At 69.7% G+C, this 14,468-nt stretch carries 15 protein-coding genes; 5 read left to right on the plus strand and 10 right to left on the minus strand.

Annotation, left to right across the window (positions count from 1 at the left end; genetic code table 11):
* The coding region (locus AB0M59_RS08345; protein ID WP_364610745.1) for a PRC and DUF2382 domain-containing protein at positions 1 to 586 on the minus strand (586 nt) is incomplete at its 3' end.
* A 303-nt stretch (positions 587 to 889) separates the two neighbouring features.
* Here AB0M59_RS08345 and AB0M59_RS08350 point away from each other — a divergent pair.
* Positions 890 to 1,363 (plus strand): carboxymuconolactone decarboxylase family protein, encoded by a 474-nt coding sequence (locus AB0M59_RS08350; RefSeq protein WP_364610748.1) that lies wholly within the window; start codon positions 890 to 892, stop codon positions 1,361 to 1,363.
* 57 nt (positions 1,364 to 1,420) lie between these two features.
* Here the strand turns inward: AB0M59_RS08350 and AB0M59_RS08355 are convergent, their stop codons facing one another.
* Positions 1,421 to 2,095, minus strand: coding sequence for a hemolysin III family protein (locus AB0M59_RS08355; protein WP_364610751.1), 675 nt, complete (start codon positions 2,093 to 2,095; stop codon positions 1,421 to 1,423).
* 80 nt (positions 2,096 to 2,175) lie between these two features.
* Here AB0M59_RS08355 and AB0M59_RS08360 point away from each other — a divergent pair, with 80 nt between their 5' ends.
* Positions 2,176 to 2,952 (plus strand): isoprenyl transferase, encoded by a 777-nt coding sequence (locus tag AB0M59_RS08360; RefSeq protein WP_364610754.1) that lies wholly within the window; start codon positions 2,176 to 2,178, stop codon positions 2,950 to 2,952.
* Between the two features lie 60 nt (positions 2,953 to 3,012).
* On the opposite strand, the gene AB0M59_RS08365 is transcribed toward AB0M59_RS08360, so the two are convergent.
* Positions 3,013 to 3,261, minus strand: coding sequence for a hypothetical protein (locus tag AB0M59_RS08365; protein ID WP_086683841.1), 249 nt, complete (start codon positions 3,259 to 3,261; stop codon positions 3,013 to 3,015).
* Between the two features lie 724 nt (positions 3,262 to 3,985).
* Here AB0M59_RS08365 and AB0M59_RS08370 point away from each other — a divergent pair.
* Positions 3,986 to 5,278 (plus strand): PhoH family protein, encoded by a 1,293-nt coding sequence (locus AB0M59_RS08370; protein ID WP_364610757.1) that lies wholly within the window; start codon positions 3,986 to 3,988, stop codon positions 5,276 to 5,278.
* Between the two features lie 62 nt (positions 5,279 to 5,340).
* Here AB0M59_RS08370 and AB0M59_RS08375 read toward each other — a convergent pair whose 3' ends face one another.
* Positions 5,341 to 6,780, minus strand: coding sequence for a GuaB1 family IMP dehydrogenase-related protein (locus tag AB0M59_RS08375; protein ID WP_364610760.1), 1,440 nt, complete (start codon positions 6,778 to 6,780; stop codon positions 5,341 to 5,343).
* A gap of 67 nt (positions 6,781 to 6,847) precedes the next feature.
* Between AB0M59_RS08375 and AB0M59_RS08380 the strand changes: the two genes are divergently transcribed.
* Positions 6,848 to 7,315 (plus strand): DUF309 domain-containing protein, encoded by a 468-nt coding sequence (locus AB0M59_RS08380; RefSeq protein ID WP_364610763.1) that lies wholly within the window; start codon positions 6,848 to 6,850, stop codon positions 7,313 to 7,315.
* Positions 7,316 to 7,320: 5 nt separating this feature from the next.
* The gene (locus tag AB0M59_RS08385; protein WP_364610766.1) at positions 7,321 to 7,821 is read left to right on the plus strand and encodes a hypothetical protein; all 501 of its coding nucleotides are present in this window, start codon (positions 7,321 to 7,323) and stop codon (positions 7,819 to 7,821) included.
* Here AB0M59_RS08385 and AB0M59_RS08390 read toward each other — a convergent pair.
* The 6 genes from AB0M59_RS08390 to AB0M59_RS08415 all read right to left on the minus strand — a co-directional run bounded on the left by AB0M59_RS08390 (position 7,818) and on the right by AB0M59_RS08415 (position 14,465).
* The gene (locus AB0M59_RS08390) at positions 7,818 to 8,441 is read right to left on the minus strand and encodes an MBL fold metallo-hydrolase (protein WP_364610769.1); all 624 of its coding nucleotides are present in this window, start codon (positions 8,439 to 8,441) and stop codon (positions 7,818 to 7,820) included. The two genes, AB0M59_RS08385 and AB0M59_RS08390, sit on opposite strands and share 4 nt — an antisense overlap.
* Complete coding sequence (locus AB0M59_RS08395; RefSeq protein WP_364610772.1) at positions 8,438 to 10,135, minus strand: tannase/feruloyl esterase family alpha/beta hydrolase; 1,698 nt, start codon at positions 10,133 to 10,135, stop codon at positions 8,438 to 8,440. Before AB0M59_RS08395 ends, AB0M59_RS08390 begins: the two co-directional genes overlap by 4 nt.
* A gap of 43 nt (positions 10,136 to 10,178) precedes the next feature.
* On the minus strand, positions 10,179 to 10,811 hold the full coding sequence (locus tag AB0M59_RS08400) for a Pr6Pr family membrane protein (RefSeq protein WP_364610775.1): 633 nt from the start codon (positions 10,809 to 10,811) through the stop codon (positions 10,179 to 10,181).
* A 90-nt stretch (positions 10,812 to 10,901) separates the two neighbouring features.
* Positions 10,902 to 11,396: a hypothetical protein gene (locus AB0M59_RS08405; protein WP_364610778.1), complete on the minus strand. Its 495-nt coding sequence runs from the start codon at positions 11,394 to 11,396 to the stop codon at positions 10,902 to 10,904.
* Between the two features lie 106 nt (positions 11,397 to 11,502).
* Positions 11,503 to 12,795, minus strand: coding sequence for a S53 family peptidase (locus tag AB0M59_RS08410; protein ID WP_364610781.1), 1,293 nt, complete (start codon positions 12,793 to 12,795; stop codon positions 11,503 to 11,505).
* Positions 12,796 to 12,932: 137 nt separating this feature from the next.
* The gene (locus AB0M59_RS08415) at positions 12,933 to 14,465 is read right to left on the minus strand and encodes an ATP-dependent DNA ligase (protein ID WP_364610784.1); all 1,533 of its coding nucleotides are present in this window, start codon (positions 14,463 to 14,465) and stop codon (positions 12,933 to 12,935) included.
* Positions 14,466 to 14,468 lie beyond the last annotated feature (3 nt).

The following is a 14,468-nucleotide window of genomic DNA, read 5'->3' on the forward strand; positions in this document are numbered from 1 at the left end:
CCTCTTCGTGCCGGACGGGGACGGTGACCTGCTGCTCTTCGGTGACGACGTACTTGCGCAGCCGCACGTGCCCGGTCTCGACCTGCTCGGTGCCGACGTTCAGGCGCTCCTCGGACCGCGTCATGGCGTCCTTTTCGGACTTCCCGCGACCGGCGTCCATCCCGGGCTTCCCGCGGCCGGCGTCCATTTCGGACCGGCCGCGGCCGGTGCCGCCCATGGCCGGGTCCCGGCCCTGCGTCCGGTCACCCATCCGGCCGTCCTGCGACGAGCGCGGCATCGGCAGGCCGTAGTGCTGGTAGAGCTGGTTGCTCTCCTCGGGGGAGAGGTGCCCGTCGGCGTCGATGCGCGGCGCGTCGGAGACGGCTTCCTTGTCGACCTGGACGTGCACGCCGTCCTTGTCGGTGTGCGCACCCGAGAGCGGGACGAAGCTCTCCTTGGTGCCGAACAGGCCGGTCTTGACGGTGATCCATTCCGGCTGGTGCGTCGCGTCGGCGAGGTAGACGTTGCCGACCTTCCCGAGCTTGTTTCCGGCCGGGTCGACCACGGCACTGTCGATGAGCTCCTGGGGCTGCATGGTCTTGGCCATCGCGGTGCTGCTCCTTTCGCGCGTCGGTGTCTGTAGGAGCCACCGTGGGCCGCACTCTTGATCACGGCAACCGTCGTGGTGCTCCCGTGGGTGACCCCGGAAAGTGGTGGTTTGGCTTGTGGCCCACGGGCAAGGAGGTGGTGGTTCCCGCAGGTCGCGCGGGGTGTCTCCGCCGTGATCGGCGGCGTGGGGGATGGCGCGAAGGTGTGTAACCCAGGTCCCTGTGACCGGGGCCACGTCCCGGGCTGTCACAACGTCCCGGCGCGGGTCGTCAAGAGGGTGACACCGACGAAGGGAACGGTCATGGAAGCGCGTTTCAACATGTTCGAGAACGAGGTCACGAGCAAGTTCTTCAAGCGCCTGATCGCGGCGTCCCGTCCGATCGAGGAGTCGTCCCTCCCGAAGGCGACGCAGGAGCTCGTGAAGATCCGCGCGAGCCAGATCAACGGCTGCGGAATGTGCCTGGACATGCACACGAAGGACGCGGCGGCGGCGGGCGAGACGGCGGTCCGCCTGGCGCTGGTGGCAGCGTGGCGCGAGGCAGTGGTGTTCACCGAGGCGGAGCGCGCGGCATTGGCGCTGGCGGAGGAGGGAACCCGCCTGGCGGACAACCACACCGGCGTCACGGACGAGACGTGGGCTGCGGTCCGCAAGCACTTCGACGACGAGCAGATCGGCGCGCTGGTCTGCCTGGTGGCGGAGATCAACACGTGGAACCGGCTGAACGTGATCGCCCGGAATCCCGCTGGGGAGTACCAGCCGGGAATGTTCGGCTGAAGTGTTCGTTCGGAGGGGCTTCGTTCGCTGGGGTGTGCGAGCGAGGCCCCTTCGGCGTCAGGCGTACAAGGCCAGCCAGATCGCGATGTAGTGCGAAACAGCCGCAAGCACCGTGCAAGCGTGGAAGTACTCGTGGTACCCGAAGGTATCCGGCCAGTGGTTGGGCCACTTGAACCCGTAGAACGCCGCCCCCAGCGTGTAGAACAAGCCACCCACGCAAAGCAGCACCACAGCCGCGACCCCGGCGTGGGCAAAGAGTTCCGGAAACACGAACACCGCGACGTAGCCCAGTGCGATGTAGATCGGTACCCCGAGCCACCGCGGCGCGTGCGGCCACAGCATCTTCAGCGCCACACCCGCGACAGCCCCGCCCCAGACGATCGACAGGACCACGTAGCCCGTCGGCTTGGACATCGCCAGCAACGTGAACGGCGTGTACGTGCCCGCGATGAACAGAAAGATCATCGAGTGGTCCGCGCGCTTCATCCACTTGTACGCGCGGGGGCTCCACAGGCGGCGGTGGTACAGCGCGCTCACGCCGAACAGGCCCAGCACCGTCAGGCCGTACACCGAGGTCGCCAGAGTCGCGATCGAGGACACTGTGGACGCCGCCACGCTGATCAGCGCCGCCGCTGCCGCGAGGGCGCCGAAGAACGTCCAGAAGTGGATGTGCCCGCGCAGCCGGGGGCGGAGATCCACTACGGGCTCGGGTGGTTCCGTCGTCAGGCTCACCCTTCAAGGTTAAGCGACCCTGGGTTCTCCGGCAGCGGTCGAGTCACACGCCTCACACCGGGTGCGTAGGCTTCCTCGACGTGAGTGTGCGCTCCTTCTTGTCCGACGTCGTGTACAGCGCCTACGGCCGGCGCCTCATCCAGCAGGCCGCCGGCCGGCATCCCCGGCACATCGCCATCATGCTCGACGGCAACCGCCGCTGGGCTCGTGAAGCGGGCTTTTCGGACGTCGCGGACGGGCACCGGGCCGGCGCGAAGAAGATCGCGGACTTCCTGAGCTGGTGTGAGGAGGCCGACGTCGAGGTCGTCACCATGTGGCTGCTCTCGACCGACAACCTCAACCGCGACCCGGACGAACTCACGCCCCTGCTGAAGATCATCACCGACGTCACCGACGAGCTGGCCGCGCCCGGCAAGAGCTGGCAGCTGCGCATCGTCGGCGCCCTCGACCTGCTACCCGCCGAGGTCGCGAAGCGACTCAGCGAAGCCGCCGCGCGCACCGAGGGGCGGACCGGGATGGAGGTCAACGTCGCGGTCGGTTACGGCGGGCGCCAGGAAATCGCGGACGCCGTGCGGAAGCTGCTGCTCCAGCACGCCGACGAGGGCACGACCATTCACGAGCTCGCGAAGATCCTCGACGTCGACCACATCTCCGAGCACCTCTACACGTCGGGACAGCCGGACCCGGATCTCATCATCCGCACCTCCGGCGAACAACGGCTTTCCGGATTCCTGCTCTGGCAGTCCGCGCATTCGGAATTCTGGTTCACCGAGGCGTATTGGCCCGCATTCCGCCGTGTCGACTTCCTGCGCGCCATCCGCGACTACGCCTGGCGGCACCGCCGGTTCGGTTCGTAACGGACCCCGGAAACGTCGAAGGGCCCCGGAGCGAACTCCGGGGCCCTTCGCGCTCCGCACTCAGTGGTGGTGGTGCTCCAGCGAGTGGAGGATCAGCGCCGGGGTGGTGGCGATGCCCGTGTAGGCACCGGCGACCAGGGAGGCCGCACCGTAGCCGAGGGCGCCGCCGCCCTCGATGAACGTCGCGTAGGCGTCGCCGAACGTCGGGTCCGGGGTGCCCGTCGTGTCGCCCGTCGCGGCGAACGCGGTGCTGCCGATCATCATGAGGCCCGCAGCGGTGGCGGCCACGAATCCAGCCTTCTTCAGCACTTCGCACACTCCTAGGTAGAACTATTGGGATCCGGGGCACCGGAGGACCGGTGGTGTGTCCCGCAGTGAGAAAATTACCCCTCTATCAGGCAGCTCGTACGGCTTGTACGCCCATTGTGTGAGCCTGATGCAGGTGCTTTCACTCGGACCGGTTCTCTTTCGGTTGCCGAAAATGCGCGGCGCAATCCAACGTGGTAAAAGCCGTTCAGTCGATCTTGTGAATACAACGGGTCAGCAATTTCGGCAAGATCATTCCGACGAGTGTGCATCGATCGAGGGGACAGTGACACAGGGTGAGCATCACCGGGCGTCGATGTCGGACGACCGACAGTGAGGTGACGATCTGGCGAATCACCGTGTTGGCTCCCTGCGCGATCCGGCATTCGTAGGTACCTTCCGAGGTGAGGGCACGCGTTCCGTGCGAGTCCTCGCGGGAGGCCCTGGTCGTGACGGTGATCGAGGGGGCGGCGCAGCCGCCCACGAGACGCACGAGGGGGCCGGCACCCGGCCCTCGTGGCCGCGCCGACTGACCCACCGGTCAGGAGGAACGGTCCAGCCAGGGAGGTGCCCGGCCCAGCGAGTGCGGGCGTGAGGTGCACACGCCCTCGAGGGAGATGCCGTCGTGACTGCGCAGCGTTTACCCCGTAAGGCCTCTGGCCGTTCTTCGACCGGTGCCGCTCCTGGCCCGGAGAAAGCCTCGACCTCGCCCCAATCCCAGCAGCACATGTACGTGCTCGACACGTCGGTCCTCCTTTCGGACCCGTGGGCGGTGACCCGCTTCGCCGAGCATGCGGTCGTGCTTCCGCTGGTCGTCATCAGTGAACTGGAGGCGAAGCGCCACCACCCGGAGCTCGGCTGGTTCGCCCGGGAGTCCCTGCGCATGCTCGACGACCTGCGCCGGCAGTACGGCAGGCTCGACGCGCCGCTCCCCATCGGGGACCACGGCGGCACGCTGCAGGTGGAGCTGAACCACTCGGACCCGACGGTGCTCCCGGTCGGGTTCCGGACGGACTCCAACGACCACCGGATCCTCGCCTGCGCGCTCAACCTGGCGGCGGAGTTCCCGGCGGTCACCCTGGTGACGAAGGACATCCCGCTGCGGGTCAAGGCGGGTGCCGTGGGCCTGGAGGCCGACGAGTACCGCGCGCAAGAGGTCACGCCGTCCGGCTGGACGGGCATGGCGGACGTCGACGTCGAGCAGGACGTGCTGGACACGCTGTTCGGCGGCGGAACCGTCGACCCGGTCGAGTACGGCATGGACGAGCTCGCCGAACTGCCCTGCCACACCGGGCTGCGGCTGCTCGCGGGCACGGCCAGCGCGCTGGGGCGGATCACGGCGGACAAGCGCATCCGGCTGGTCCGGGGCGACCGCGAGGCCTTCGGGCTGCACGGTCGCAGCGCCGAGCAGCGCGTCGCGCTCGACCTGCTGCTCGACTCCGACGTCGGCATCGTTTCGCTGGGCGGACGGGCCGGCACCGGCAAGTCGGCGCTCGCGCTGTGCGCCGGGCTCGAAGCCGTGATGGAACGCCGCCAGCACCGCAAGGTCGTGGTGTTCCGGCCGGTCTACGCGGTCGGCGGCCAGGACCTCGGCTACCTGCCCGGGTCCGAGAGCGAGAAGATGCAGCCCTGGGCGCAGGCGGTGTTCGACACCCTCGGCGCGCTGGTCAGCCAGGAGGTCCTCGACGAGGTCTTCGACCGCGGCATGCTCGAAGTGCTCCCGCTGACGCACATCCGGGGCCGATCGCTGCACGACGCGTTCGTGATCGTCGACGAGGCGCAGTCACTGGAACGGAACGTCCTGCTCACGGTGCTTTCGCGGCTCGGCACGGCGTCGCGGGTGGTGCTCACGCACGACGTCGCCCAGCGCGACAACCTGCGCGTCGGCCGGCACGACGGCGTCTCGGCGGTGATCGAGAAGCTGAAGGGCCACCCGCTGTTCGCGCACGTCACGCTGACGCGCTCGGAGCGCTCGCCGATCGCGGCCCTGGTCACCGAGATGCTGGAGGACCACGGCTAGGAGTAGTTCGTGAAGGCCACCTTGAGGAACTTCAAGTTCCGCAAGGTGGCCTTCACGGCGTTTTACCAGCCGGAGGGGAGGGGACGGCCTTCGGCGAAGCCGGCCGCCGACTGGACGCCCAGCAGCGCGCGTTCGTGGAACTCTTCGAGGGTGCGCGCGCCCGCGTACGTGCACGAAGAGCGGACGCCCGAGCCGATCGAGTCCAGCAGGTCCTCGACGCCCGGCCGGGCCGGGTCGAGCGACATCCGCGATGCCGAGATGCCCTCCTCGAACAACGCCTTCCGGGCGCGGTCGAAGACGTTGTCCGTCCGCGTCCGCGCGCCGACAGCGCGCTTCGACGCCATGCCGAACGACTCCTTGTACGGCCGGCCCTGCTCGTCGAACCGCAGGTCACCGGGGGATTCGTAGGTGCCGGCGAACCACGAGCCGACCATCGCCGCGGACGCGCCCGCGGCCAGCGCCAGCGCGACGTCGCGGGGGTGGCGGACGCCGCCGTCGGCCCAGACGTGCTTGCCCAGCTCGCGCGCGGCGGCCGCGCAGTCGGCGACGGCCGAGAACTGCGGGCGGCCCACGCCGGTCATCATCCGGGTCGTGCACATCGCGCCCGGCCCGACACCGACCTTGACGACGTCGGCGCCGGCCTGGATCAGGTCGCGCGTGCCCTCGGCGGTGACGACGTTCCCGGCGACCACCGGGACCTGCGGCGACACCGACCGGACGGCCTTCAGCGCGGCGATCATCTTCTCCTGGTGCCCGTGCGCGGTGTCGACGACCAGCACGTCGACGCCCGCGCCGAGGACGGCTTCGGCCTTCGCCGCGACGTCGCCGTTGACGCCGACCGCGGCGGCGACGCGCAGCCTGCCGTCACCGTCGACGGCCGGGGTGTAGATGTCCGCGCGCAGCGCCCCGACGGCGGTCAGCACGCCTGCGAGGCGGCCGTCCGCGTCCAGGCCCAGGGCGAGCTGAGCGCCGTGGCTGTGGAGCTGCTCGAAGACCTGACGCGCCGGCGTGGCCAGCGGCACCGCGACGGCCGGGGGCTGCGCGACGTCGGCGAGACGCGCGAAGCGGTCGACACCCGCGCAGGCCGCCTCGTCGACGATGCCGACCGGGCGGCCTTCGCCGTCGACGACCACGACAGCGCCGTGAGCACGCTTGTGGACCAGGTTGAGGGCGTCGGCCACCGCGTCGCCGCCGGTCAGCACCAGCGGCGTGTCCCACACCGTGTGGCGGCTCTTGACCCAGCCGACGATCTCGGCGACGGCGGTGCTGTCGACATCCTGGGGGAGCACCACCAGGCCCCCGCGGCGGGCGACGGTCTCGGCCATCCGCCGGCCGGCGACCGCGGTCATGTTGGCGACGACGATCGGGATGGTCGCGCCGGTGCCGTCCGCGGTGGAGAGGTCGACGTCGAAGCGGGACTCCACGTCCGAACGGTTCGGCAGCAGGAACACGTCGTCGTAGGTCAGGTCGTGGGCGGGCCGGTGGCCGTCGAGGAAACGCACGAGTCCCCAGGCTACGTGGCTCTCCGGGAGACGGCGAACGCGGCCGGGCCCGTGGCAGGATCGGGGCATGAGCCGCCGCGACCGCGACACCGAGGGACGGGCCCGCAACGCACGCCCGCGCGACGGCCTCGGCCGGCCGCTGCCGTACGGCGCCGACGGCGTCGAGCGTCAGCCGGAAGGTATCGCGAGGACCCCGGCGCAAACGCTTGCGGAAGCCCAGCAGCTGCTCGACGACGGCAAGCCGTTCCACGCGCACGAGGTCTTCGAGGACGCGTGGAAGACGACCGACGGGCCTGATCGGGAGTTGTGGCGCGGGCTGGCGCAGCTCGCGGTCGGGTTGACGCACGCGGCGCGCGGCAACACGGCCGGGGCGGCGTCGCTGCTGGAGCGCGGGGCGGCGAACATCGAGCCGTTCCGGGGTGAGCCCCCGCACGGGATCGACGTGGCGGGGTTGCAGGCGTGGGCGCGAAAGCTGGCCGAAGAGGCGAAGCAGCGGGTGCGGGTGTCGCCGAGTGCGCCACGGCTGACGTGCTGACGGCGTTGAGTGCCGCGATCATCGCGGCCGTCGCGTCGCTGGCCGGTGTCACGTTGGGCGCGTTGGTCGAGCCGCTGAAGCTGAACGCGGCCCGGCGCGCGAAGCTGCGGCAGGACCGAGCCGACCGCTGCGCAGGGTTCATCGAAGCAGCCGCCCGAGCCCGGCAACACAACGTCAGCCTGAACGTGACCCACCGCCAGCGCGAGAACGCGGCGAGCGCCAAGGATGGTGCCGAGCACGAAGCGGAACTCGAGAACTCGTACTACACGGCTCGCGCCCAGATGCGGTCGTTCTTCGGGCTCCTGGTCATGAGCGGGCCGGATGAACTGGTCGACGAGGCCAGGAACGTTCGGAAGAAGGACATGGACCTGCACCACGTGCGCCACGAACTCGACGAGGGCGAGTTCGACGTGATCTACCTGCCGCCGGTCGTGCGGGAGGCCGTGCTCGAGCTGGACCGGGCGATCGAGGAGTTCGCCCTCGTCGCCCGGAAGCACACCTCTTAAGCCTGGTCCCAGCCGCTCGAAGCGGTCTTCTCCGCGCCCAGCGTCGTGCCCTCGCCGTGGCCGGTGTGCACCTTCGTCGCCTCCGGGAGCGTGAACAGCTTCTCGCGGATGGACTTCACGATCGTCGGGTAGTCCGAATAGGACCGTCCCGTCGCACCCGGGCCGCCGTGGAACAGCGTGTCGCCGGTGAACAGGACTCCGAGGTCTTCGGCGTACAGGCAGACCGCGCCCGGCGCGTGCCCCGGGGTGTGGATGACCTTCAGCGCCGTGCCCGCGATCGTGATGGTCTGGCCGTCCTTCAGCTCGCCGTCCGGGGCGCGGTCCGGATGCGTCTGGTCCCAGAGCACCCGGTCGTCCGGGTGTAGCAGGATCGGCGCGCCCGTGGCCGCGGCGAGCTCCGGGGCCGCGTTGACGTGGTCGTTGTGCGCGTGGGTGCAGACGATCGCGGCCAGCTTCCGCTCGCCGACGACGTTCTCGATCGCCTTCGCGTCGTGGGCCGCGTCGATCACGATCACCGCCGTGTCGTCGCCCACGATCCACACGTTGTTGTCGACGTCCCAGCTTCCCCCGTCGAGCTGGAAGGTGCCGGACGTCACCAGGTTCTGCACGATCGCCGTCATGTGCCCGACCCTAACGCGGTCAGCCAGGTCTTCGCGGGCCGGCAGACGAGTTCGCCGCCGACGACCCGGCACCACGTCCGGTAGTCGCCGGAGTAGAGGCGCTCGCCGACCCAGTGGTAGCCGGGTCCGGGCTCGGTGCGCGGCGTGAAGGGGACGAAGTCGGCCGCGTCGTCGGTGCTGCCGGTGCCGTCGTAGCGGGCGACCGCCGGGTACGGGAAGACGGGACGGCTGCGCGTCGCGTTCGACGCGACCACCTTGCCGGGCGGCTTGCCGCTCTCGGCCCAGGCCATCACCGGCGTCAGGACGTCGAAGGTGTTCGGGCCGTCGCCGCCGCCGCAGTGCGCGACGCCGGGGAACAGGTACAGCCGCGCGAAGCCGTCGACGCGGGTCTCGCGACGCAGGGCGTCCCAGTAGGCGAGCGTCGACTGCGGCGAGATGTGCTGGTCGTTCCAGCCGTGCCAGAGCAGCAGCTTCCCGCCGCCGCGCTGGAAGCGCGTCAGGTAGGGGTCCATCGCCGCCAGGTAGCTCGACGACTGGACGGTCTTCCAGAACGACGCCACCGTGAACTTCAGGTCCGACAGCTGGAAGTCCGGGTTCTGCGCGCCGGGGAACGCGAGGTAGCGCAGGTAGGACAGGGCGAAGTTCGCGCTGGCCGACGGCCCGGTCGGCGTCGCCGGGACGAACAGCGACCACTCGAGTTCCGAACCCCACTCGTGCGCGATCGCGGGCTCGAGGCGGCGGCCCTGCGCGTCGGTGGCGCCGTCGTGCAGCTTGCGGACGACGGCCGCCTCGGCTGGGCTGAGGCAGGTCGCCGGGTCCTGGCCGGACGCGCAGCCGAGCGTGGCGGGGTCGAAGTAGCACAGCCGGGGATCGTCGAGCTGGCCGTCACGCAGTCCGTCGAGTGCGTCGCACGCGTTGAGCACGGCGGTGTGGACGAGCGGGAGCTTGCCGGCGAGCAGGATCGCGTGGCCGTCCAGGTCGAGGTTGGCGACGACGTTCCACGCGTGGTGGAAGGTGTTCTGCACGGCCATGTCGTTGGCGGGCGCACCGGCGGCGATGCCGTCGAAGTCGCCGGGGTAGCGCTGAGCCTCCATGAGCGCTTCGCGGCCGCCGTCGGAGCAGCCCGTGAAGTAGGAGTAGGCCGGGCCGCGGCCGTAGAACCGGCTGATGAGCGCCTTGGCGACCTGCGAGGTCACGTGCACGCCGCGGTAGGCGAAGTCGATCTGCGCCTGGGGGTTGTCCAAGGCCCAGGAACCGTCGTTCCGGCCCTGGTGGCCCATGTCGGTGGTGGCGCTCGCGAGCGTGCCGTCGACGACGAGCGGGCACGTCGACGCCTGGCCGTAGTTGATGTTCGCGCTGCCGCACAGGCCGCCGCAGCCGGTCTGGACGTACCGCTGGGTCCAGCCGTCGATCGGCAGGCGGACGACGACGGTGTTCGCGGGCGCGACCGTGCCCTTCACCTCGCAGTAGGGCGCCGGAGTACCGGTGGTCACGACGGTCGCGGACTGGATCGTCACCTTCGCGTCGGTGACGCCGTCCAGGTCGAGCTTCGGGACGTCTCCGCAGGTCATCACGGGTCGTACGGCGGGGAGGTCCCGGAGTCCGTTCGAGGTCACCGGACGTGCGTCGGCGACGGCCGGCTGGGCTACGAGGAGAAGGAAAGCGGCGGTGAGGCAGCGCTTGAGACCCGGCATTGCACGTCTCCTCTGCACGGAGGGAAGTTGCCGGGTCGGGACGCTACGGCGTTGTCGCCGAGATTGTCAACGATTTCTTGGACAGTCGGCCGTCGAGGAGGAGCGCGCCGATGGCGAGCACGGTGAAGAACAGGCCGATGACGACGCAGTTGAGGGTCACGCGGCCGTAGCCGAGCGCGGCGGCGTCGACGAACGGGTACGGGTAGAAGCCGGTGATCGCGCCGCGCGGCAGCGTGAAGGCGAGCCAGGCCAACGGGTAGAGCAGCGACCACCAGACCGTGCGCCAGGTCAGGGCGCCGCGCGGGCCGGCGACGAGCCAGCCGAGGACGAACAGGATCGGCGTGACCTTGTGCAGCATGGTGTCGGAGAACAGCGAAAGCCCGTGCAGCTCGTACAGCCCGGCGAGGGCGACCTGGTAGACGATGCCCGTCACGATGATGCCGACGAGCGCGTCGAGCCAGAGGACGGCGAACAGCTTGCCGCGGTTGCCGGCGAGGGCGACCAGCGCCGAGGTCACGGCGACCAGCAGGTTCGAGTCGATGGTGAAGAAGCAAAGCAGGTTCGCGACTCGGCCACCGGGATCGGTCGCGGTCGCGATCACCTGGGTGACGAGCCCGGTCAGCGTGACCACGGCGGTGACCGCGAACCAGGCGCGGGTGAGCTTTTCGCTGCGCATCCCCGGAGGATAGTTCCACTGTGGACGAATGCGCCCGCCGTCGCCGGTGCGGGACGCGCCCCGGTGCGGTGACACCGGGGCGCTCGGTCGTCAGGCCGTGGTGAGGGCGTCCCGGAGGGTGGTGAACGCCTCGTACTCGGCTTTCTGCTCGACGGGCAGCTGGTAGCTGGCGGCGAGAAGCTTCGGGACGGAGGGGAGGATGCTGAGCTTGAAGCTCTGCCCGTCGGTCGTCTTGATCACGAACCGGCCCTGCAGATCACGCTTCTTCACGGACGCCCGGTTCGCGTCCGTGATCGTCAGCGGGGTGCCCGCCGTGATCGCTCCGCCCTTTTCTTCGACCGGGACGATGACGAGATCGGTCGATCCCGGCCGGAAACCGATAGCGAAATTGCTGACGGTGGTGGTGCGGAAAACGATGAAGTTCTTTTGCTTGATTTCCGCGGCATAAACCTTCGTGAATCCGGCGCCGCCTTCGACGGCCGAGTCGAAGGCGGCGTGGATGGCCGCTTTGAGCTGTTCCTTGCTTGCCACTTGTGCTCCTCCATGACCGCTCGGGGACTGAGCGGGTCTGCCAAGGAGCAGCATCGTACTGACGGACGACCCCGCGATCTGTGGGGAAAATTCCTGTCATGGCACGCGTCGAATAAACCGAATGCCGTTGATTCCGGTCAACCGGTCAGCACGGTGTTTGTCAACGCAGCGCTTTCACCAGAGCGGGAACGAAGACCGAAGCGTCGACCGTGCCCCAGCCGCTGGCGATGTCGAAGCCCTTCGCCGCGGTGAATCCGGTGACGCCGTCCTGGCTGTTGTCGCCTTCGGTGACGTCGACGATGCCCGCCTTGGCGCCCGCCGGGCCCAGCTTCGTGTACAGGGCCGGGTTGATCTGGCCGAGCTTGCCGTGCTTGGCCTGCACCGCGAGCGCGAGCACGCCGGCGAACAGCGGCGCGGACTGCGACGTCCCGTAGACGCCTTCCATGCTGATGTCCGGGAACGAGCGCATCTTGCTGCCGGTGATCTTCTTGACGCCGTCCTGCCAGTTCGGCCGCGCGTAGGTCTTCGACAGACCGGCGCCTTCGGAGAAGCCGTTGTCGGCGACGTTCACGACGTCGTCCGCCTTGGTGCGGGTGCCGCTCGCGTCGAGGTGCAGCTGCGTGCCGCCGAGCGTCGTGACGCGCGGGTCGGACGCCGGCCAGCTCGCGACGCGGTACGGGTAGTTGCCCGGGCCGTAGAGGTAGCCGCCGGTCGGGCCGTCGTCACCGGAGGACGCGACCATCGTGATGCCGGCCTTGCTCGCGCGCTCCAGCGCCGGGTCGAGCGTCTTGATCGAGTCGAACGACGGGAAATTCTCTTCCGTGGTGCCGAAGCTCATCGAGATGACGTCGGTCAGTTTGTGCTCGGTCAGGTAGTCGACCGCGTGCATCATCTCGGGCAGGCCGGTGAAGCCCTGCGTCTCGGCGACCGGCGTCGCCGCGACGATGATCTTCGCGTTCGGCGCCATGGCGTGCATCATCGTGACGTCGAGGTCGGTCTCGCCGCCCCAGCCCTGGCAGGTGGCCGTGTCGACGCCGGGGTCGGTGCACGCGGGCACCGCGCCGGACGGCTCGATGACCTCGACGTTCGCCGGCGGCAGGCCGTGGTTCTTCGAGTACGTGTCGAGGACCTGCTTGACCTGGTCGTCGCCGAAGGACACCAGCGTCGTGACGGTGCTGCCCGCGCCGGTGATGCCGGCGTTCCACAGCTTCGTCGCGTTGTACGCGGTGCTCTCCTTCGGCAGCGACGCCATCGCCGCTTCCAGCTTGGTGACGCGCTTCTGCACGGTGTCGGCGCCGACGAACGACTGCGCGGCCGCCGAGAAGTGGTGCTTCGACGGCTCGTGCCCGGCGTTCGGCGTGCTCGGCACGGGCGAGGCGCCGGCGGGCGCCGCGAACGCGGTCACGAGCAGGGTGGTGCTCGCGAGCAAGCCGGACACAGCGCGCAATCTCATGCTTTTCTCCCGTGGCTGAAGGAAACTCCGTCAGCCACTCTGCTCAGGAGCGGGAGAAGGCAACATCGACTTTCGTCTTTCCTTTTAGGAGGAAAGCACCCCGAAGACGCGCGATGTCGTGATCGATACTTTCGTAGTCAGCTCCCTTCCGAGCGGTCGCCGTGGAGCAGGCCGCGGACCGTGTCGATCGTGTCCGCGTCCGCCGGGTCCTTGTCCGGGCGGTAACGGACCACCCGCGCGAACCGCAGCGCGAGCCCGCCGGGATAGCGCGTGCTCACCTGCGCGCTGTCCAGCTCGATCTCCACCACGACCTCCGGCCGGACGTACACCGTCCAGTCGTCGCGGTGGGTCTCGATCTCCTGGAACGTCCTCGTCTGCCACGCCAGCAGCTCGTCGGTCATGCCCTTGAACGTCTTGCCCACCATGATCGGCGGGCCGCCGTCCGGATCGCGGGCGCCCAAGTGCAGGTTCGACAGCGAGCCCGTGCGCCGGCCGTGACCCCACTCCGCCGCGAGCACCACCAGGTCGATCGTGTGCACCGGCTTGACCTTCAGCCACGCCCGGCCGCGCCGCCCCGCCGCGTACGGCGACGCCAGGTCCTTGACCATCACCCCTTCGTGGCCGGCCTCCATCGCCGCTTCCAGCACCGCGTCCGCCCGTTCGGTGCCGACCTCGCCGGGAATCACGTGCGCCCCGGCGACCTTGCGCAGCGCCGCGTTGCGCTCGGACAAGGGGGCGTCCAGCAGGTCGACGCCGTCGAGGTGCAGGCAGTCGAAGAAGTACGGCCGCAGCAGCAGCGCCTTCACCTGCTCGTCACGCGTGCTGCCGAATCGGCTCATCGTGTCCTGGAACGGCCGCGGCCGTCCGGCGTCGGTGAGCGCCAGCGTTTCGCCGTCGAGGACCACGGACTCGCACGGCAGCGCCCGCACGAGCTCGACCAGCTCCTGGACGCTCCCGGTGATCTCGCGCAGCGTCCGCGTCCAGACGTGCACCTCGTCGCCCTGGCGGTGCACCTGGATCCGCGCACCGTCCATCTTGTACTCGACGATCGCTTCGGCGTGCTCGGCGACCGCTTCGTCCAGCGACTCCGCCGGCGACGCCAGCATCGGCTTGATCGGCGTGCCCAGCGTCAGCCGGAACTCCGCCAGCGCCGCCTGCCCGCCGGTCATGGCCGCGACCCCGGAGACGCCCAGCTTCCCGGACAGCATGAACGCCCGCCGCACGTCGACGGCCGGCACGTCGGCCGCCGCCGCGATCGCGTCGACCATCACGCCCTCCAGCGCGCCCTGCCGCAGCTCGCCGGTGACCAGCCGGAACAGGAACTGCTGCTCGGCCTCGGTGAGCCGGACGAACAGCGCTCGCAGGACCTCTTGCCGCCGCGTCGACGACCCCGTGCCCGCCGCCACCCCGGCGGCCGAGGTCAAGGCCGCGTCGACCTCCAGCACCGTGACCGCGGACTCGGCGGCGGGCGACGCGCCGAGCCCGGCGAGGGTGCGCCAGCCCGCACCCAGCCGGTCCTGCGCCGTCTGCCCGGTCAGGTACGCGATCACCGTGGCCAGCTCGGTGAGCTCGGCCGCACGCAGCAGTGCGGCCAGGATGGCGATCTTCGCCTTCCTGGACCTCGTCGCCGCCAGCTCGGCGGACGCCCGGACTATCTCGCTCAGCAACACCCG

The organism is Amycolatopsis sp. NPDC051371 (genome assembly GCF_040682155.1).
Lineage (GTDB): Bacteria > Actinomycetota > Actinomycetes > Mycobacteriales > Pseudonocardiaceae > Amycolatopsis.

Excerpts from the sequence above, each read along its gene's own strand:
- AB0M59_RS08350 (WP_364610748.1), top strand. The coding sequence starts at position 890 with ATGGAAGCGCGTTTCAACATGTTCGAGAACGAGGTCACGAGCAAGTTC.
- AB0M59_RS08370 (WP_364610757.1), top strand. The coding sequence starts at position 3,986 with ATGTACGTGCTCGACACGTCGGTCCTCCTTTCGGACCCGTGGGCGGTG.
- AB0M59_RS08380 (WP_364610763.1), top strand. The coding sequence starts at position 6,848 with ATGAGCCGCCGCGACCGCGACACCGAGGGACGGGCCCGCAACGCACGC.
- AB0M59_RS08390 (WP_364610769.1), bottom strand. The coding sequence starts at position 8,441 with ATGACGGCGATCGTGCAGAACCTGGTGACGTCCGGCACCTTCCAGCTC.
- AB0M59_RS08395 (WP_364610772.1), bottom strand. The coding sequence starts at position 10,135 with ATGCCGGGTCTCAAGCGCTGCCTCACCGCCGCTTTCCTTCTCCTCGTA.
- AB0M59_RS08400 (WP_364610775.1), bottom strand. The coding sequence starts at position 10,811 with ATGCGCAGCGAAAAGCTCACCCGCGCCTGGTTCGCGGTCACCGCCGTG.
- AB0M59_RS08405 (WP_364610778.1), bottom strand. The coding sequence starts at position 11,396 with ATGCTGCTCCTTGGCAGACCCGCTCAGTCCCCGAGCGGTCATGGAGGA.
- AB0M59_RS08410 (WP_364610781.1), bottom strand. The coding sequence starts at position 12,795 with ATGAGATTGCGCGCTGTGTCCGGCTTGCTCGCGAGCACCACCCTGCTC.